Here is a 20,917-nt window from a genome sequence, read left to right as displayed (position 1 = left end):
TATCTCACTCAATGGGTGAATAAAAAGACATCCATTCCATTTTTTTGCATCAAAAATGTAACCGATTACTCATTGTTGATTTTTTTTTTAATAAAAAAATATAGTAAAAACAATGAATTGTAATTTTATGGATAAAAATAAGGCTTGTCTTATGTTTGCAATGGTTAAAAAATACTGATAGTTTGTAATCGATTACATTTGTGGGCACAACAATAACAAATATCAGCATGACTCTGGCAAGAGCTTTTTGGCTGAGCGGTATGCTCCCTGTAACTATGTGGGTTTCTTGGAGAACAATAACTCGCCGAACGGGTTTGAAAGGAAAGAATACAAAGCCCTGGATGGGGTATTGAGGGAAATCGCAAGTCAATGAATGGTTGTCTTCGGGTAGCAGTTCTCGCCTACCTCTGTCGTTATTTCACATGCTTGCGCTGGTTTTAATAAATCTAATATCAACTGGCAGGTATTTTATGAAACACCTTATCTCTCCCCGTATTCTGACGGGGCTTTTTGTTATTGGCTTGGGTGGGCAGGCAGTTGCAGATTGCAATGCCCCGGCCTGGTCATCCACTACCCAGTATAAGGGTGGTGAAGCTGTGGTTTACCAAGGCGGTGCATTCAAAGCGCGTTGGTGGGCCAATGTAGGCGTAGCACCGGACACCAGTAACCCCTGGGATGTGTGGCAGTTTATCCAGCCTTGTAGCTCAGGCGGGAACAGTTCCAGTGTGCAGGCAAGCGCCAGTGTTTCCTCGTCAGGGATTATTGTGGGGGCACAGTGCAATTGGTATGGCAATTCCTATCCTGTATGTCAGCAGGCGGCATCAGGCTGGGGTTGGGAAAACCAGCAGAGTTGTATTGCGTATGCCGACTGCGCAAGCCTGCCTGCTCCTTATGGTGTAATGGGTGGCAATAGTTCTTCCGTGTTATCCGGCAGCAGTGTGTCCTCATCAAGCCGTTTGTCTTCATCAAGCAGCATACCCTTATCAAGTAGCTTGCCATCGAGCAGTTCAAGTGTGAGTAGTATTGCCAGCAGTTCGCTTAGTTCTTCGTCCTCTTCAATGGCAGTACCGGAAGGCAATAGCTGGACCTACACTGCAGCCAGCGCCAGTATCACTGCCCCTGCGCAATTGGTTGGTAATGTTGGTGAGTTACAGGGAGCTGGGAGTGCGGTGATCTGGAATGTGGACGTACCGGTAACCGGTGAGTACCGCATTAACCTCACCTGGAGTTCACCATACAGCAGTAAGGTCAACACCCTGGTGATGGATGGTACAGCGCTGAGTTACGCCTTTGCTGAAGCGACGGTGCCAGTTACTTATGTACAGACCAAAACCCTGTCCGCGGGCAACCACAGCTTTGGCGTGCGCGTGGGGAGCAGTGACTGGGGTTACATGAATGTACACAGCCTGAAATTGGAACTGCTGGGCGGCCTGACCATCCGCTCGCCAGCCAACTTTGCGCAATTACCTTCGGGTAGCAATATCCAGGTGGTTTACGAGAAGCAGGGTAGTGGACGTTTAACCTATAGCGTCAACGATGGCGCCACCCAACTGTATGGGGGCGAAAGTCCATTGACTATTCCCACTCAGGGCGATGGTGTTTACCGTCTGAAGTTTGGCTTGGAGGGGACAGTACTCAGCAGCAATTTGCGCGTGACGGTGGGCTCTGCCAATGTGCCTGAATTTGTCGAAGCGTCAGGCACCCAGTTTGTGTTGGGTAATAAGCCTTTCTACTTCAATGGCTCCAACCAGTATTACCTGATGTACAAACCGGAACCCATGGCCAATGATTTCTTTGCGCGGGCGAAAGCCCTGGATATGAAAGTAGTGCGCACCTGGATGTTCTGCAATAGCTCATCCACTCACGACGGTGTTTGCATTAACAAGAAATCCGGTAGCAGCTTTATTCTGGTTAAGCCGGAGTCTGAGCGCACTGCGGACGAAAAAGCCCTGATCACACGCAGCTTTGAACTCTTCGATAATTATGTTGCCCAGGCTGAAGCCAATGATATGCGCTTGGTATTGTCACTGTCCGATTATTGGGATTATTTCGGCAAGATTGAAGACTACGGTCCCTACGGCAGTGCTAGTGGCCGTGCCTTATTCAAAACGTTCATCACCAACTTACTGAATCATGTTAATCCGTTAACGGGCAAGGCCTATAAGGACGACCCCACGATTATGATGTGGGAGCTGGCAAATGAGCCGCGCTATACCACCGGTAATTTTGCTGACTTTAAAGTTTGGGTTGCAGATATTGCGGCGCATATCAAATCCATCGCTCCCCACCAATTGGTTTCTATTGGTTCTGAGTCTTCTTTTGGCATTGCACTGGATGATACCTATGCCTCTTTGGTTGAATTGAATCGCGATCCTAATATTGATGCAATCAGTGCACACCTCTATCCAACCTCCTGGCGGATGACTGATGAACAGGTATTGAGCAATATCCAGAAACTGGCTGACCTTGCGCGTGAGGTCGGTAAACCAGCTTACATCGGTGAACTGGGGTGGCCGGCACATGCACAACGCACCACAGGTTCAAATTTTATTGAGCTAAGCAGTTTCACTGACCAGGCTGCGGTAGATAGCTTTGTTTCCATTTCTCTGACACAGCGTGCCAATTATATGGAAAGTTGGTACGCCAAAGCCTATGCCAATAAAGATGCTATCGGTGGTTTCCTGATCTGGCAATTGTCTGGCAAAGAGTGGGGTAATGGTGGAACTCCGTTGCGCGGTTGCCAATGGTGTGCTGGCCCCTATGGCGAGCCTACCGGTGGCTGGTCCGGTAACCATGATGGTTATCAGTTCTACTGTGCATTGAATGAAGCTGAAATGTCCCTAACCCAGTTGGGTGCACTTGGCTCCAATAAAGAGGGTGACAAAATTCATATGGATTTGCATAAACTTAGTTGCGATGTGATGAAGGCGTATTCCGGAAAATACCGGTCGCTGATGCAATAAGTATTTCTCTTCTTCTCTCCGGGTAGCATCCCTCCCTCTTCCCCCGGCTCGGGTAACCGTCCGGGGGTTTTTTAGTGTTGGTTATATCTATGTATTTGGTGTTATGTCGTGACTAGGATGTGATACCAAGTGATTGCTGAATTAGCCCAAAACAAAGCTGCTGGTTAGGCGTTCTTGTTGTTGTGCCATCTGCTGTAATGAACTGCTCGATGCTTCCAACTCAATAGCTTCGCGCTGTACGCTGTCAGCGATGTCTGACATGTTTACTACCCCTTTGGCTAATTCGGTAGCAACACTGCTCTGTTCACTCACTGCCTGGGCAATTGCGGCAGTCATATCTTTAATGCGGTCGAGGCCATTTGCGATACCGGCCAGGGCTTCACTTGCCCGGTCAGATTGCTCGACACAGGAGGTGGCAACAGTTTTATTGCGGAGCATGATATCGGTGGCTTGTACGGCACTGGATTGGAGGTTGGCAATCATCTCGGTAATTTCAGCCGTGGATGCCTGGGTTTGGGTGGCCAATGTGCGAACCTCGTCAGCCACTACGGCAAATCCTCGCCCCTGTTCACCTGCGCGGGCTGCTTCAATGGCAGCATTGAGCGCGAGCAAATTTGTCTGTGCTGCTATACCGTTAATAACGGAGATAATTGAGCCTATACCATCGGAGTTTTTACGGAGACTGTCAATCACATCGGCTGCATAATTCAATTCATTATTGAGGTTACCAATCAATTCCTTGTTGCGGTTGACCACTTGCTGACCGGATTTAGTAGAAGAGTAAATATCGAATACTACATTGTTGGTGTCTTGTGCATTAGTGGCTACATCGCGCGCTGTTTGTTCCATTTCAGTGACTGCAGAAGCCAGGGTCTCTGCCTGGGTCTTCTGATAATCAATTTGCCGGCGTGAGTTGGAACTGATGCGACTGGCACTATCTGCCATCACTAACAGCTGGCTGGTTTGCTCTTTGAGATCACGAATAATCCGGGTTAGGTTACCGGCCAATTTGTCCAGTGAAATGGATATTTCACCAAATTCACCTACGTTGGATTTTTCGTGGGAATCGCGTAAATCGTTTTGCGCCAGGGCCTCAAGTCGACGCACCAGCTGCTTGATGGGCGTGCGCACCCCGGATACCACCTTGGCAGCTACGGCGATACCTACGAGCAGCGAAATAAAAAATACTAACCAGATAGTGGTTCCACCGCTGGCCAGTGCTGCCTTGGTGTGGACACTGGATGTATCGGATAGCGATTTCAAATGATCATTGAGTGCTGCCAGCTTACCCATGCTGGTATCTAATTGTTGTACCAACTGTTGCAACAGTTGGCGGCTTTCCGCCTCTGAGATAAGGAGTGCCTGTTGTTGCAGGAGCACACCATCCCCATGATTGATATGTTTTTCCAAAATAGAGACCACGGGTCGTAATGGTTCGGCGACAGCAGAGAAACGCGTCTGTATAACCGTGTATTTACGCTCAATATTTTTCCAAAAATAGCGCAGTTCCCGTGCGCTATCCCCCAGCGTATCTGCTTCGTGTATAGAGGGTATTCTGGATAAAAGGGCTGAGGCTTCGTTAGCGTCCTGTTCTATAGAGGTCAATAACCATTGCACGGGTATATCGGCATCGGCCATGTTGAAGCGAATATCTTTCATTTCCGCCCCGAAGTATTGCCAGCGGTCTTCAAATTGCTTCAATGCCTGAAATTCGCTGGCACGGTTTTGCAGCAGGCGCTCATAAGCTTTCAGATGTGCTTCCGCTTGGGCGAAAGTAGCGGTAGTGGTTTGGTTGAGTTGATCCAATAACGTGGCAATATCAGGAAAGTCTTCAGCATAGTTTTCTGCGTCTTTATATTCGCGTTGGTACCCTGTGCGAAAATCGGCAAATTTTTTCTGTAAAGCGGGAAGGTTGCGCAGTTCCTGTTCGGCGGCATGTTGGCTTACGGCTTGGGCTGCCCCCTGTAAATTTTGTGTTAGCAATGCGCTGGATTGCAGCAGCGGTGTTACCACCCCGGAGGACAAGTCAATATTGCCTGATAAATGTGTCTGACTGTTGATACTGAAGGCGGTCACCATCAATTGCAGTACCAGTAATATGACAAAGCCGAAAATTACTTGTGCGATTATGGATAAGTTTTTCATGGTATTAATCTCTCCAGACGGCGCTTAGAAGTTTTCTTTGGCTTGACGCCAACGCTTGTTCCAATAAGCCATGCTGCCTTCAAAATCCGGGCTGAGCAGGATATTGCGAATGTAACCACCACTCATAAAATCCATGCCGGCTTTATTAGCCAAACGGATAAAATCGTTACTTTCGGGGGCCGCCTGGATGATCTCCGGTTGATAGGACATGTATTGAGTCAGTTGTGCCATAGGGGAGCGACGCGACTTGTCGGTGGGAATAAAACCGGCGATATCGGCAAAATTGGACTTGGTAATGATAAATTCAATCCAGGCTTTGGCCGTGTCGGGATGTTTGCTATAGCGACTCACTGCCATGCCCCAGTCAAAATTCAAAATAGCCCTGGGTTTGCCACTGTTGTCGAAGGGGAAGGGAATAAAACCTATATCCTCGCTACGCATACCGGATTCCATTAACTGTGGAATCACCCAATTGCCGAGGAAAAGCATAGCTGTTTTGTTAGCGATGAAATCGTGTTTGGATAACTCCCAATTATTAAGGATAAAATCCTCTTCGCTATAGCCCTTGGTAAATAAATCATGGGCAATTTTTAGGGATTGATAATAGGGCTTTCCTGCCCTAAATGGTTGGGCGTCATTAACCATATTGGCAAAGTAGTTGCCGTCACCGGCGGCCCCCATGACTGCCTTATCCCATTGTTGCAATGGCCAGGCTGCACCCAAATTCAAGGCGATAGGTACTTTTCCGGTTGCTTTGAGTGTGGCTGCTATGGTGAAAAGTTCGTCCAGGGTGGCAGGTGGCTTGTCAAGGCCGGCTGCTTTAAATACCCGTTTGTTGTAGACCAGGCCTTCGGCAATGACGCCTTGGGTATAGGCATAGTGTTTGCCTTGGTATTCCCAGTTATCGGCAAAATAAATCTTGTCTTGTAATTGCAACCCATTGAGCGGCAGAAAATATTTGGGATAAGTCTGCTTGGGCATATCACGTGGTACCAGCATGACATCACCGTAATTGCGTGCCTCGAAGCGCTTTGGCATGGCAACCTCATAATCGGTAATACCTTGCACCTGTACCCTTGCTTGAGGATATTGAATTTGAAATTCTTTAACCCAGCGGGCATAGCTGCCATTTGTTACTAAGTCAACGCGGTTGGAAAAGAAAGTGATTTCACCATTGACAGCTGCCAAGCTGGGAGCAGATAGCATGGGAAGCAAGAAAATACTACACAGTAGCCATCGCCGAATCAGTATGAAATACGTCATGTTAGTCACCATGGAAAAGGGGTTTATTGTTTTCAGGAAATGGTTATTGGTGAGTTGGGTGGCTCAATAGTTATCCGGATTCAGCGGTAATGGCGGTGTTGGTAAGGGAAGCGTTTTTTGCAATAAATTGGTGGTGTTCCGGTAATTCCCGGACAACTCGCTGAATCGCGTTACGCATTTGCTGTAACTCCTGAATAATCAGGGTTTTGTTGGTATGCAGTATTTTGGGATGTTGGTATTGTGGTAATAGCTGGAATCCGGAAAACATAGCCAGCCATGAGCTTATTTGGAAAAAGTCCAGGTCATTAAAACGGATGTTGCCGGTTGCTCGAAACTCTTCAATGCGGTTGCTCAAGCTGTCTGGCAGGGGTGCGGCTCGACAAGCATCCCAAAAATCCATACCGATACGCTGGTTAAGGTGATAATGGAGAATAATAAAATCACGTAGCTTTTCATTGTGTTCAGCCAGGATTTTATTGACCTTTGTCGACAGTGCAATGTTGTCAGCAGTCGTGGGGAAATAGGTAAATAGTGTCGCAAGCGCAGTTTGGACCATATAAATGCTGGTGGACTCCAGTGGTTCCAGAAAACCACTGGACAGTCCCAATGCAAACACATTTTTATTCCAGCATTTGTTGCGCATACCGGTGGTAAAGCGAATAACCCTTGGGTCTGCCGTGGGTTTGGCGTGCATATGCTGCGTTAACTCCGCGAGTGCCTGATCGTCACTGATATAATGACTGGAGTAAACGTAACCATTGCCATGGCGATGCTGTAATGGAATGCGCCACTGCCACCCTGCCGTACAGGCTAACGCCCTGGTATAAGGAGGGATGTAGCCTTGATGGGCACAGGGTAAGGCCAGGGCCCTATCACAGGGGAGCCAATGCGACCAATCCTGATAACCCGTATGCAGGTTTTCTTCAATGAGCAGCGCGCGAAACCCGCTGCAATCGATAAAGAAATCGCCCTCAATTTCCTTGCCGTTGTTGAGTATCAGTGTACTGATATTACCCGTATCCGCATTTTTTAATACATGGGTAACCCTGGCTTCTATATGTTTTACACCCAATGTCTGAGCGAAGCGGGAGAGGTAGTTGGCGAATGATCCTGCGTCAAAATGATAGGCATAATTAAAGCGTGCAATGTCCAACGCCTCATCTTTAGGCAGAGCAAATTTGTTAGCGCGGGCCATTTGTGCAGGGAGGGAATAGTCATCGATAGGGCCGGCTTGTCCTTGCGCACGTAAATAAGCCCAGTAATGATGAAAGGGTATATGGGCAATTTTTGCCCCAAACATTGCAAAGGGATGGAAAAAAGCGGTGTCCTGTTGCCACCAGCCGTTAAAATCTATACCCAATTTACATGTTGCCTGGGTGTTTTGAATAAACTCCCGCTCGTCAATTCCCAAATCCGCAAGGAACATTTTCATTGAGGGCACAGTGGCTTCGCCTACACCAATAGTGCCTATTTCAGTTGATTCGACCAGGGTGATTGTCATGGCACACCCGGTAAAACGTTTGGCAAAAAATGCAGCGGCCATCCAACCAGCCGTACCGCCACCGACAATAACCAGGGACTTAATAGCGTGCATGGTGTTTTCTTGTGTGATATTGGACGTTGTTCATGAACACTGGAAAAAAGGGCGGAAATCCGCCCTTTACGTTTTGGCATCCTTGCCGTGTGGTATTAAAACCTGGCATTAATTCCCAATGTGATACGGCGCTCATAGGCTTGGTATCCACTGCGGAAGTTAGACCAGTGAATGTAGCTGTAGGACCCTTCTTCCGTCAGGTTTTGTACATTCAGGTTAATATCAATTGCATCAGTGACATGGTAGGTACCGTTGAGGTCGATATAGAGTGTCTCATCTTCCCAGCGATCCAATCCGCCCAGGATTTTCTCTTCGTTGTCCGTGACAAGTGGATCAGTGGTCCAACTGGCTAGTTGGCCATCGTAGCGTTTGCTCAGGTAGTTAGCGGCGATACGGAATTCAAATTGATCATCGTTGTACCAAAGCACCAGGTTTGACTGGTTTTTCGCGGTAGCATTAAACGGAACTTCTTTGCCATCGGCGGCAAATTTCCATCCCTCTTTGGTGCTGGGTGAGTAGGTGTAGTTGAATGTCAATCCGGTATTTGCCAATGGCCCAGGCAAGAAGTCGAAACTTTGCTGATAGGAAAACTCTACGCCTTCTATCGTTGCGTTTTTACCATTAACCAGCTCCTGGATTGTGGCACCGTTGCGCACTACACCATCGGAATCAGGCAGGGCTGCATGGGTGCTTTTGGTATCGACAAAGCCACCGATATCCATATAGAACAGGGTCAGTCCCAGCAAGGCATTATTGGCGGGGTAATATTCGCCCGCCAGGTTATAGACCTTGGCACTCCAGGGGTTCAGGTAGGGATTGCCGCCGCGTTTAACTTCCTGGATGGCCTGGTATGTTTCGCCTGTATTCGAGTCCGTTTGAAAGCTGCTGTAGGTGGTGCTGGATGCCTCACCAAAGTTGTTAAGCGACTGTAATGATGTGCGTTCGTCGTAAGAAGCTTTCAGCTTAAAGCTGTCACCAAACAACAAATTGGCATTAATGCTGGGAAGGAAATGCGAGTGATTGACCGTCAGGTATTCATCGCCCTTGTCTTCATAGAGGGTATGGTTGGGGTCAGCGCCGGCAAAGACATCGGGCACCAGGGTGCCGTCGGTGATATTGCGTTCTACCGTGATGCTGGTAGAGACATGGCGCACACCGGCATTACCATTCAGGATAATGTTGTCAGTCAGGTTGCTTTCAAAGTTTGCGCTGACATAAAACGATTCACGCGACTCGGTAACACTGTAAGAGGCATCGGGGCGTTGTTTGCGCACGTGGTTGGTATCGTAAAGGCCATCCATAAAATCTTTGTGGTTACCAATACGGCTCACATCGACCATGGGAATATTCAGGTTGTAGCCATTGACCAATGCGCCCATGTCACTGACGGTGTGCAGGTATTTGGCGACATAGGCTTCATCCAGGTTGACGCCTCGTACCGGTTCAATGTTGAGATTGTCCACTGTGTCGTAAACACCGGGACTGACCTCGACTAAATAATTGGCAAATTGACCACCGGACGTCACGTTGGGGACGTAGCCGGCTTCGTGGTATTTCACCAGCATGTTGTAGGGGGTCATGCTGGTAGGCTCGTAGGCAATCAACCCGGTGTCCATAAAGTAGTGGTAGGTGTTTCTCGACATATCGCGGTCGGCGCGGCGAAGACCAAAGTCGATAGAAGTAACGCCCTCATCAGCGAGTTTGTAATTGCCATCAAAGCGCAAGACATCCAGATTGGATGTGTGGCGTTCACCCTCCAGCCAGGCGGAGTGGAAATACCAGGATTCCTTTTGTGCCAGACGATTAGCGAAGGTTTGATCAAACATGACATTGACGGAATCCTTGCCGGTCATAAAGGTGACTGGATAGAAGTCGGCGATCCAGCCGGGATTAACGACACGGGTATCGCCATTGACGTTGTACACCAGGCCATCGTCACCACCGGGAGATGCGGCACTTTGTGCCAGATCCAGGTTGCTCTGCTCGCGGTTAGCGCGTGAGGAAACCAGGCGCAGGCTGCCAGTGAACGCACCGCCATTATCAAATTTCAATTCAACACTGTTGTTAAAGGCAGAGGTATCCACATAGTCGGAATCTACACCGGCACGGATACCGCCGGACATATTGGCAGTAAACCCAGTGGCGTAAGTATTGGTATAGAGACCGGTATTTCCTGTGGATCTAACCCCGTGCAATTGGGTGATCCTGGAGCGGTCGTAATTGATCCCTTCTGCACTGATATTAAGAATATTGCCTGAGGCCTTTTCGTCCATGGTGTTGTAGAACATGTCTATGTTCAGTTCCAGGGAATCACTCAGTTGGGTGTTGAGGTTGTAGGTCAGACCTATGCGCTCGCGTTCGGTGATTCGGTTGTATAGCTGTGGGCCATTCCAGGCCATCATCATCAGTGAGTCGGTATTTTTCTGGCCATCGCCATCCAGGTCGCAATCGCAACCCCAGGTTTCGGCTGTGCGGTCTTCACCTGCACGGGTATAGACTGCATTGTCTGACAGGGTTTGATCTGCATAGGAAAAACCGAGTGACATGGCGGTCTGGTCGTTCCAGTTAAAGCCGAGCAGACCACTGATTTCGGGGTCGGTTTCTTCGGTAATGCTGCCGTAACTGCCTTGGGCGCGAACGGATGCACTGAAGCCTTCACTGAGTGTTAATGAGCGACGGGTAAGCAGGTCGATACTCCCGCCGATACCCCCCTCCAATTGTTTGGCACTGGATGATTTGGAGACATTAGCACCACTGATCAGCGCTGCGGGAACGTCGGTATAGTTGGCTTGGCTATTGAGAATATTTTCGGCGGTCAGGAATAGCTCGCCATTCAGTGTCGATAATACTTCGCGTGAGCCACGGATACTGACAAGGCCGCCCTGGCCGGCAGAGCGGGCGATCTGGATACCGGTAATACGTTGCAGTGAATCGGAAATCGTCGAGTCAGGCAGCTTGCCAATATCCTCGGAGGAAATAGAGTCGACGACTTCAGCGGCATTGCGTTTTATATCGATCGCTTTTTCCTGGGCACTGCGAACCCCGGTCACGACAACTTCTTCAACGTGATCACTTTGGGCTTGGGCGCCAGTGGCGATGATGGCACTGATGAGGCCGGGCAGTAGTTTGTGTGAAAAACGGTTGGGGTGTTTCATGGACTTGTCTCCTTTGTGATTTTTATGGGGAACCTGGCCGACCTTTACATGAGGTTGGTAATACCATGCTATTTGTAACCGTTTACATTTTCAAACTAATTAAGCGATGTTTTTTATAAAATTTTAATATCTGCTGAGTGAGTAAATTTTTTAATAGTTCTGTTTCTATAGAAATAATTTTTAAAAAACCATAAAAAACAATTGGTTATTTTTAATTCTTTTTCATGGAATTTAACAATATTTTTGATTTTTCGTTACTTATTGTTTTTATGAAAATATGTAATCGTATACATTTTTGGTGTTACTAAGGGTGACAAAAGAAACATTCAGGGAATACTTGGGGTTGGAAAAACAGGATGATGTTGAGCTGTGAAGAGGATGTGGAGCGCGTTTGGTGTCGCTATTTTTAGTTGGAATGTGTTATGTTATAACATATTAATTTACGCATTGGACTCAAGTTATGAAATTGCTACCCGTCACCGTTTTATCCGGCTTTCTGGGGGCTGGTAAAACGACCCTGTTAAATCACATCCTCAACAACCGCGATAAGCGCCGGGTGGCGGTGATTGTGAATGATATGAGTGAGGTGAATATTGATGCCGCCCTGGTGAATAACCAGGTCACCCTCAATCGCGCTGAAGAAAAACTGGTGGAGATGAGCAACGGCTGTATCTGCTGCACCCTGCGCGAGGATTTATTAATTGAAGTAAGCCGCTTGGCACGCGAAGGACGGTTTGATTACCTGGTGATTGAATCCACCGGTATTTCCGAGCCCTTGCCTATCGCAGAGACCTTCACTTTCGAGGATGAACAGGGGGAGAGCCTGGCACAACTGGCGCGACTTGACACTATGGTGACTGTGGTGGATGGCGTGAACTTCCTTAACGACTATCTGAGTGCTTTTCCACTGCAGGATACCGGTGAAAGCCTGGGGGAGGAGGATGAGCGCACAGTGGCGGATTTACTTGTGGAGCAGGTGGAGTTTTGCGATGTGCTGTTAATTAGCAAAACCGATTTACTCAGTGATGTGCAGGTAAATGAGCTGATAACCATCCTGCACAAGCTCAATCCGGTAGCTGAGATTGTGCCCATGGTGCGCGGCCGGGTTCCCCTGGAGAAATTACTCAATACCGGCAAGTTTGCTATTGAGCGCGCCCGCCAGGCACCTGGCTGGCTCAAGGAGTTGCGCGGGGAGCATATTCCCGAGACGGAGGAGTACGGTATTGGCAGCTTTGTATATCGGGCGCGCCGTCCTTTCCATCCGCAAAAGTTGCACGATTTCTTCAGTGGTGCTTTTGACCAATCAGTACGGGGTACTTCAGGTCGGCTACTGCGCTCCAAAGGGTTTTTCTGGCTGGCGTCACGCCCCCAATGGGCGGGCCAATGGAGCCAGGCTGGCGGTGTCGCCCAACAGGGGGCAGCGGGTATGTTTTGGCGAGCGGTACCGCGCGAGCAGTGGCCGGAAGATGAGGAGCAGCTTGAGTACATCATGGCGAAGTGGCAGGAACCCTTCGGCGATATGCGCCAGGAATTGGTCTTTATCGGCCAGGGGCTGGATCAGGCGATGATCACAGGCCAGCTGGATGCCTGCTTACTGGATGATGATGAGTTGATGCTGGGGCAGGATTATTGGAAAACCCTGCCGGATCCCTTCCCTCAATGGTTTGCTGATGAATAAGCCGATAGTTGTCGATGAATAGGCGGGTGGTCAGGGGCTGTGTAGAATGCCGGCGTCTTTTTGTGCGATGAGGGTTCCATGTCCAGCCGCCTGATCCCAACCAATATCATTACCGGTTTTCTCGGGGTGGGTAAAACCACCGCCATTACCCATTTGCTGAATATCAAACCGACCCACGAAGTTTGGTCGGTATTGGTCAATGAGTTTGGCGAGATAGGTATTGATGGCGCGCTCTTGCAGGGTACTAACGCCCATGTGCGTGAAGTGCCGGGTGGTTGTATTTGCTGTGTGGCGGGCCTGCCGATGAAAATGGCGCTCAATATGCTCATTGCGCGCACCAAGCCGGATCGCATTATTGTGGAGCCTACAGGGCTGGGGCACCCGGAAGAAATCATCAACACCCTGACCGGTGAATACTACGATACCCTGCTCGACCTGCGCGCCACCCTGACCTTGGTTGATCCACGCAAATTGAGCGATAGCCGCTATACCGGCAATGCCAGTTTCAATGACCAGATTGCAGTTGCGGATGTGTTGGTCGCCAATAAAACCGACCTGTGCGCGCCGGATGATCGCGCCAATTTTGATGGCCTGGCGACCAGTTTCCAGCCGCCCAAAGCAGCGGCTTTTGCTGTTAGCCAGGGGCAGCTGGAATTGGCCTGGCTGGACTACCCGCGCCAGCAACATCGCCTGCAACACCCCCAACACCACGCCGGGCAAAAAGCGGCTGCCAATCGCCTGAGTCCACAGCGCGAGCTTTACAACACAGCAATTCAATTACCGGAGGGTGAGGATTTTGTGCGCCGCGAAAACCAGGGCGGTGGTTTCCATGCCTGTGGCTGGATGTTCCGTCCGGATATTTGCTTTGATTTTAATGGCCTGTTCGGATGGATGAGCGGTTTACCGGCTGTGCGCGCCAAGGCCGTGATGAACACCAGTGAGGGGATCTATATGTTCAATGCCGAGCAGGGCGTCCTGAGTGTTAAACCCTTAGCCGAGGTGGCGGCGCAGGACCTGGGGGATAGCCGCCTGGAAATGATCAGCGAGTCCCCCATAGACGCCCAGCCGCTGGAGGCAGAACTGCTAGCGTTTCGCCTTGTGTAAGGCGTGGGGTCAATCGCTACTGGGGGATTCCTCGGCGTTTTCCTCGGTATATTCGGTGAGTGCCACATTGATCATGCTGTAGGACGAGACGCCCAGCTCGTGCTCCTTGGTCGCGATCTTCATGGTACCTTGCACCCAGAACGGGGTGTAGAGATCGGGCAGGGTAAAGCCCTTGGGGTAGCTCACGTAAATGATCTGGTTTGGCGGGGGCGGTGGTACATGGATGCAAGCGCCGAAGTAGGGGACCAGGAAAAATTCGGTTACGTGTTGTTTGTCGTTGTAGCTGAGCGGTACCACATAACCGGGTAGGCGCACCGGGCGGTTATCAAACTCGGCGCGCACACTGGTGGAAACCAGGGCATCTTTCCAGGTGCGCTCGCCGCCCTTGCCCGGCTGGCCGCTGGCGGCTTCTTCAATGGCGCTGGCCATCTGTTGGCTCAGTTGCTCGGTGAGCTTTTCGCTGGGGCGTAAACCGGGAGATGCACCGATGCTGTCCTCCGCAAAGGCATCATCGCTCAGGGATTCGTGATCTACCTCGGGGATAGATTCGAGCAAACGCAGGTCTTCTTCGGGGATCAAATCCACCCAATCGATGGTTTTGAATAAAAACATGGCTTGCCCAGGCGTCCATCCGAAGGCGAGCAGTAACAGGAGGCCGAGCTTGAGAATGCCTGAGCGCATGGCGATACAACCTTGTGGAAAACATGAATGATCAACCGGGCTAATCGGCCCTACTACTTAATCGGGGAGCCACGTGTGACGGCCTGCGAGTCTAAAACCCTGTTGCATGACACACCAGCCATTTTTATCCGCAACCTGCAGTTTCATTGGCAGCCCGGTGCCGGGCCACTGCTGAGTATCCCGGCATTTACCCTGGCGGCGGGTGAGCGGCTATTTGTCTATGGGCCATCGGGCTCCGGTAAATCCAGCCTGCTCAACCTGCTCGCTGGTGTTGCTGTAGCGCAGCAGGGCGAATTACAGGTGTTTGGACAACCTTTGACCGCTTTGTCTGCCAGCGCGCGCGATCAGTTCCGCGCGCGTGAGCTGGGGATCATTTTCCAGCAGTTCAACCTGCTGCCTTACTTAAGCGCGTTGGATAACCTGCGTTTGCGCCTCCACTTTTTGCCACGGACGCAACGCGCTGCTGCCGAGGCGCGCCTGCAACCCTTATTGGCTGCCTTGGGCATAGGCCAGATGCAGCATCGGCCCGCCACCCAATTGAGTGTGGGGCAACAGCAGCGGGTTGCCGTGGCGCGCGCACTTTTGGGAGAGCCGCGTTTGATCCTCGCGGACGAGCCCAGTTCAGCGCTGGACTCGGACAGCCGCGATAGCTTTATGCGCCTGCTGCTCGACCAGTGCAGCGCGACAGGCGCGAGCCTGGTCTTTGTCAGTCACGATCGCAGTCTGGCGGGATATTTTGATCGGCAGTTGGATATAAGTGAGTTCAATCCAGCGCCGGTACAACCAGGATTGGCGGAGGTGGCGCCATGATGCTGCGCCTTGCATTCGCCAGTTTATGGAATCGTCGCTGGACGCTGTTGTTGACGGTGATATCGCTCGTCGTGAGCGTGGCCCTGGTATTGGGGATTGAACATATTCGCCAATCCAGCAAAACCGGTTTTAACCAAACCCTGGTAGGGACAGACCTGGTTGTTGGTGCGCGCGGCAGCTCTATCAATCTGCTGCTCTACTCGGTGTTTCGCATCGGTAATGCCACAGCCAATGTCAGTTGGGATAGCTATCAACAGTTGTTACGCCATTCACAGGTGGATTGGATCGTGCCCATTGCCCTGGGCGACTCCCATCGCGGCTACCCGGTTGTAGGTACTGCCGACAGTTATATCCGGCATTACCGCTATGGCGCTGATCAACCGCTGCACTTGGCTCAGGGCGAGTGGTTTCAGCAGGCCAACCAGGTGGTATTGGGGGCGCAGGTGGCTAAGACCTTGGGCTATGGTTTGGGGGACAAGCTGGTGTTGGCCCACGGCAGTGGCAAGGTCAGCCTGCATAATCACGATGATCGTCCCTTTGTCGTAACCGGGGTACTGGCTCCAACGGGGACGCCGGTGGATAAAAGCCTGCATATCAGCCTGGCGGCTATCGCCGGACTGCATCGTGACTGGCAAGGCGGCGTACCGCCATCCAGGCGGGTTGCGATGACAGAAGCACATACTGATCACCACGACCACGACCACGACCACGACCACGACCACGACCACGACCATAAACCTCAGCTTGTGGCAGATGCTCACCCGGACTCTGTGACGGCGCTCTTGGTTGGCCTCAAGTCCCGCGCTGCCAGCTTTACTGTCCAGCGGCAGATCAACCAATACCCTGCCGAACCCCTCCAGGCGATTATCCCCGGGCTGGCCTTGGCTGAGTTCTGGCAAATGCTGGGGGTGGTAGAGTCCAGTTTGCAGCTGATTGCCGGTTTGGTGTTGGTGGCCAGCCTGCTGGGAATGACAACCAGTTTGCTGGCGGCGATGGGCGAACGCCGCCGCGAGCTGGCCATACTGCGTGCCCTTGGGGCTGGGCCACTGTACCTGTTTGCCTTACTGGAGCTGGAGGTGATGCTGCTGGCCTTATTGGGCTTGTTGGGTGGCGTATTGCTGTTGGCATTGGGACTGCAGCTGGTGCATCCCTGGATCTTGGATAGCTATGGTGTGTCGCTGGAGACCTTGCCGAACCTGGCCCAGCTGGGGAACTATGCGCTATGGGTGCTGGGTTTGGCATTGCTGTTGGGGCTAATCCCCGCCTGGAGCGCCGCGCGCCAGACCTTAAGCCAGGGATTGGTGGTCAGCCGTTGAGCTGTCAGGTCGTGCAGATAGGGGAAATTCGCGGTTCCTTGATGCAGTTCATCCCCCTCGGATAAAAGCTGCGTATATTGCGCAGGCGCCCGTATGATTTTGCCTGGGCTTGGGCCGCCAATCCGGCATTCATCGACTATGGTTAATAGGCTCAGGTGAAAGCCTGGCGAGTTACACCGGAAACCCGGACGTTGCAACAGGGTCAAAGAAGGCCAAATGCCTCGGCTGTTGTGTCCGTCCGGGCAAATATTTTTAGAGGATAAACCTATGCTGTTGCTGTCGTTGCTTGCCATCCTGGTGCTGGTCGGCGTGCTGGTGTATCGCCAGGTCGCGCTGATTGCAGCTTCCTCCATTGTGATTGTTGCCTGGCTGTTGCTGGGCGTCGTGGCGCCGGCACTCTATTCTGCCTGGTTGGTGGTGCCCCTGGTGGCAATCCTGCTGGTGCTGAATATCGGCCCGATCCGCCGTGTGGTTCTTTCCAAACCGGTTTTCAGCATCCTCAAGAAAACCATGCCGCCGATCAGTGCTACTGAGCGCGATGCCCTGGAGGCGGGAACTACCTGGTGGGAAAAGCAACTGTTTAGTGGCAAGCCCGATTGGAATGAGTTCGCCCAAATTAGCCTGCCTCAACTAACGGCAGATGAACAATCGTTCCTCGATAATGAAGTGAGTGAGCTCTGCTCCATGCTTGATGAGTGGGATATCCACAACAATCGCAAAGACCTGCCGCCTGAAGCCTGGCAGTACCTTAAGGAGAAAAAATTCTTTGGCCTGATTATCCCCAAGGAATACGGTGGCCGCGATTTTAGTCCCTATGCGCAAAGCCGTATTATGAGCAAGATCGCCAGCCGCTCCGGCACGGCAGCCGTGACTGCGATGGTGCCCAACTCCCTCGGGCCAGGTGAACTCCTGGTTAAGTACGGTACGGAAGAGCAGCGCCAGCGCTGGTTGCCCGGCCTGGCGAACGGTACCGAAATCCCCTGTTTTGGCCTTACCGGCCCCGAGGCCGGTTCCGACGCCGGCTCCATTCCCGATGTGGGTATTGTCTGCAAGGGAGAGCATGAGGGGCAGGAAGTGATTGGCCTGAAACTGACCTTCAACAAACGCTGGATTACCCTGGCGCCGGTAGCCACCGTGGTCGGCCTGGCGTTCAAGTTGCACGATCCTGAAGGATTGTTGGGTGATCCCAATAAGAAGGAGTACGGCATTACCTGTGCATTGATTCCCGCCAACCATCCCGGTGTGGATATCGGCAAGCGCCACAATCCCGGCTCGCCGTTTATGAACGGGCCTATTTTTGGCAATGATGTATTTATTCCCATCGATTGGATTATCGGCGGCGCCGCCATGGCCGGTAAGGGCTGGCGTATGCTGATTGAGTGTTTGGGGGCAGGGCGCGGTGTATCCCTGCCTGCCCTGTCTACGGCATCGGGTGAAATGAATTACCGTTTGGTGGGGGCTTACGCCCGTATTCGCCGCCAGTTCAACACCGAAGTGGGCAAGTTTGAAGGTGTGCAGGAAGCGACGGCCGAGATTGCTGCCTCGGGTTATACCCTGGAAGCCATGCGCCAGTTTGTGACCAAGGGGCTGGAAACCGGTGCACCATCGGTGATGACCGCGATGGCCAAGTACCATGCCACGGAAATGATGCGTCAGTCTGTTGAGCATTCGATGGACATTGTTGGCGGCCGCGCTATCCAGAACGGGCCGCGCAACTTCCTGATTGCCTCTTACATTTCCGTTCCTGTCGCCATCACCGTGGAAGGCGCCAACATCCTCACCCGCTCCCTGATGATCTTTGGCCAGGGCGCCATGCGTTGCCACCCCTTCCTGTTCGAGGAAATGCAGGCAATGGAGATGAGTGATGCAGGAGCAGCGTTGAAAAAGTTTGACCGATTGTTTATCTCCCATCTCGGCCATGTTGCCAATAACATGCTGCGTACCAAATTACTCGGCTTTCTCGGCGGTCGCTTCAGTAGTGTGCCGGCTAATGCCGACGACTTCAGCCGTCGCTGGTACCAGCGGATTAACCAACTGAGTGCCGCCCTGGCGAGCATGTCGGATATCGCCCTGGCGGTTCTGGGCGGTAATCTCAAGCGCCGCGAGCTGCTCTCGGCGCGCCTGGGTGATGTGCACAGCCAGTTATTTATCGCTTGTGCCATCCTCAAGTTCCATTCCGCGCACCCGCGTACCCGTGCCGAGGATGCCCATGCGGAATACGCCGTGAATCGCGCTATTTATCTCGCCCAGGAAGCACTTAAGGATTTTGCCAACAATTTCCCGGTGCGTTGGCTCGCCAGGACGATCAAGTTTTTAGCCATGCCCTGTGGTTATGTTGTGCGTAAACCGCATGACGATTTGATCCGCGAGTTGGGTGATCTGATCATGGAGGAAAACCCGGTACGGCAAATGCTCAGTCACTACCTCTATATCAGTCACGATCCGCTGGATGCGGCTGGTCGTGTGGAAAGCACCTATCAAACGCTGTTGTCCCTTGGCCCGGTGTGGCATGCCTTCCTCAAGGCGAGAAATACCGGCAAGTTGCAGGGTGCTACCCTTCAGGAGCAAGCGGAAGATGCGGCGGCTAAAAACATTATCCAGCCCCAGGATGTGGCAAGGGTTGTTGACTATGATGCGCGTCGGTTTGATTGTTTGCAGACAGATGCCTTCGATAAGCTTTGACTGTTCCTTGAGCGTCTTAAATAGAATGAAACAAAACCCCGCTTATGCGGGGTTTTGTTTTTCCTGCGCGCGGAAAAATTGATGCCGGTTATACCATGATGCAGCGATTGCGACCCTCCGCCTTGGCCCGATAAAGCGCTTCATCAACACGTTTAAAGGTAGCTGCAAAATCCTCTCCGATGAGCCTTTCTCCGACACCGACACTCAGGGTTACCCGCACAGTATTCCCGGATTCAAAATAGGTGGTTGCGATGACCTGGCGAATTTTATCGGCCAGCGCCATGGCAAATTCCTTTGATGTGTTGGGTTGGATCACAATAAACTCCTCTCCACCCCAGCGCCCCAGAAAGTCCTCCGCGTGCAGGTTTTCCTGGATAATGTGCGCTATGCGCTGCAGGATTTTATCGCCAAGGTCATGGCCATAATTATCATTAATCTGCTTAAAGTGATCGATATCCATAACCATCAAGGCAAAATCAGCCGCTTCTGTTGTTTGCAGCTCTGAATGGTTCATTAAGGTTGTGACGATCTGGTCAATACCAAATCGGTTATAGGCCTGGGTTAGCGGGTCTACTGTCGAAAGACGGCGAAACTTATCGGTTTCCAGTTGCAGTTTTTGTTTATCGAGATGGAGGGAATTAATAACCTGGGTGTCGTGTTTAGTCTGGCGGTTTAGTTGGATTAATCGGCTGGTAGCATAGAGTGTGATTCCGGCCATCCAGCAACCCAATATGAGCAAATACCAGGTTTCTTTGGAGATCCATTCACCTGTGAATTCCAGATGGCGTAATTCCAGCTCATCGTCACCGGGGGTAAGACTATCAAAGAAGTCCAACCCCAGATTCATGACATTGCTTAATTCCAACTGCGCCTGGCTACGGGGGATCTGGTATTGATCAATCCACCAGTCAGATACGGTGAAATCGTGTATTGGGATACTGGTCATCCGATTGATTTCTTCGCTGCGCAGAATGACAGCGTGATATTTGGAACTGTTCGTATCTGTTTCGCGGGAATAGGCTGGAGCAAAATTGCGCAGGGAAACCCTGATTCGCCTGGGTGTCTTGCCATTATGTGCCACATGAATACGCATATGGGTATAGCCGGATAGGTCAATGCCCCTGGTTGGGCCGGTTGCAAACAATTGGTTCAGGCTACAGGAGTAATGGACATTGGTTATATTCCCGGGAAAGACGCAGCGCATCTTGCGCTCATGTTCACTGATCCAGCTGCCGGCCGGGGAGCCGTCTGCCAGTTCGGTTGAATACAGGTAATAAATACCCTGGGGTGATGGGGTGAGTAGTAATCGCTTGGTTGGCAAGAACTCCTGTGCAAAAATCGCCACCAGCGTAAAAACCATGGCCAATAATAATACCGAGTTGAATCGCCGGGCGTTCATGGAAAAGGAGTTGCTCCTGAGTGTCGCTGCAGAAAGGCATCGTTGCTTGTTGTATTTAGAGGATTTTACGACGCTGATAAACTATCCATGAATGATAGCTGTTATGGGTAAGAAAGCAGGTTTTTAT

The 20,917-nt window shown here is 51.3% G+C and carries 12 protein-coding genes; 6 read left to right on the top strand and 6 right to left on the bottom strand.

Annotated features, from left to right (window positions below):
* Positions 1–470 precede the first annotated feature (470 nt).
* The gene (locus CJA_RS16735) at positions 471–2,963 is read left to right on the top strand and encodes a CBM35 domain-containing protein (RefSeq protein WP_012489045.1); all 2,493 of its coding nucleotides are present in this window, start codon (positions 471–473) and stop codon (positions 2,961–2,963) included.
* Between the two features lie 141 nt (positions 2,964–3,104).
* Here CJA_RS16735 and CJA_RS16730 read toward each other — a convergent pair whose 3' ends face one another.
* From CJA_RS16730 to CJA_RS16715, 4 genes are all read right to left on the bottom strand, one after another.
* A complete protein-coding gene (locus tag CJA_RS16730; RefSeq protein WP_012489044.1) occupies positions 3,105–5,108 on the bottom strand; it encodes a methyl-accepting chemotaxis protein in 2,004 nt (667 codons plus the stop codon).
* 24 nt (positions 5,109–5,132) lie between these two features.
* Complete coding sequence (locus tag CJA_RS16725; protein ID WP_012489043.1) at positions 5,133–6,371, bottom strand: ABC transporter substrate-binding protein; 1,239 nt, start codon at positions 6,369–6,371, stop codon at positions 5,133–5,135.
* A gap of 70 nt (positions 6,372–6,441) precedes the next feature.
* Positions 6,442–7,965: a tryptophan halogenase family protein gene (locus CJA_RS16720; protein WP_012489042.1), complete on the bottom strand. Its 1,524-nt coding sequence runs from the start codon at positions 7,963–7,965 to the stop codon at positions 6,442–6,444.
* Between the two features lie 95 nt (positions 7,966–8,060).
* The gene (locus CJA_RS16715; RefSeq protein ID WP_012489041.1) at positions 8,061–11,120 is read right to left on the bottom strand and encodes a TonB-dependent receptor; all 3,060 of its coding nucleotides are present in this window, start codon (positions 11,118–11,120) and stop codon (positions 8,061–8,063) included.
* Between the two features lie 460 nt (positions 11,121–11,580).
* Between CJA_RS16715 and zigA the strand changes: the two genes are divergently transcribed.
* Together zigA and CJA_RS16705 are read left to right on the top strand one after the other, a co-directional pair.
* Positions 11,581–12,798: a zinc metallochaperone GTPase ZigA gene (zigA, locus tag CJA_RS16710; RefSeq protein ID WP_012489040.1), complete on the top strand. Its 1,218-nt coding sequence runs from the start codon at positions 11,581–11,583 to the stop codon at positions 12,796–12,798.
* A 78-nt stretch (positions 12,799–12,876) separates the two neighbouring features.
* Entirely contained in the window at positions 12,877–13,902 is a 1,026-nt protein-coding gene (locus CJA_RS16705) for a CobW family GTP-binding protein (RefSeq protein ID WP_012489039.1), read from the top strand.
* A gap of 9 nt (positions 13,903–13,911) precedes the next feature.
* Here CJA_RS16705 and CJA_RS16700 read toward each other — a convergent pair whose 3' ends face one another.
* On the bottom strand, positions 13,912–14,583 hold the full coding sequence (locus tag CJA_RS16700; protein WP_012489038.1) for a DUF3299 domain-containing protein: 672 nt from the start codon (positions 14,581–14,583) through the stop codon (positions 13,912–13,914).
* Between the two features lie 27 nt (positions 14,584–14,610).
* Between CJA_RS16700 and CJA_RS16695 the strand changes: the two genes are divergently transcribed.
* From CJA_RS16695 to CJA_RS16685, 3 genes are all read left to right on the top strand, one after another.
* Complete coding sequence (locus tag CJA_RS16695) at positions 14,611–15,393, top strand: ABC transporter ATP-binding protein (RefSeq protein ID WP_083766891.1); 783 nt, start codon at positions 14,611–14,613, stop codon at positions 15,391–15,393.
* The gene (locus tag CJA_RS16690) at positions 15,390–16,709 is read left to right on the top strand and encodes an ABC transporter permease (protein WP_041551703.1); all 1,320 of its coding nucleotides are present in this window, start codon (positions 15,390–15,392) and stop codon (positions 16,707–16,709) included. The genes CJA_RS16695 and CJA_RS16690 overlap by 4 nt, the downstream gene beginning before the upstream one ends.
* A gap of 267 nt (positions 16,710–16,976) precedes the next feature.
* Positions 16,977–19,391 (top strand): acyl-CoA dehydrogenase, encoded by a 2,415-nt coding sequence (locus CJA_RS16685; RefSeq protein ID WP_012489035.1) that lies wholly within the window; start codon positions 16,977–16,979, stop codon positions 19,389–19,391.
* Positions 19,392–19,479: 88 nt separating this feature from the next.
* Here CJA_RS16685 and CJA_RS16680 read toward each other — a convergent pair whose 3' ends face one another.
* Positions 19,480–20,790 carry a GGDEF domain-containing protein gene (locus tag CJA_RS16680; RefSeq protein ID WP_041551701.1) on the bottom strand — a complete coding sequence of 437 codons (1,311 nt, stop codon included), beginning with the start codon at positions 20,788–20,790 and terminating at the stop codon, positions 19,480–19,482.
* Positions 20,791–20,917: the final 127 nt, after the last annotated feature.

This window comes from Cellvibrio japonicus Ueda107 (genome assembly GCF_000019225.1).
Classification (GTDB): Bacteria; Pseudomonadota; Gammaproteobacteria; order Pseudomonadales; family Cellvibrionaceae; genus Cellvibrio; species Cellvibrio japonicus.
The sequence above is the reverse complement of the archived record's forward strand: the minus strand, read 5'-3'. Positions and strand labels throughout refer to the sequence as shown.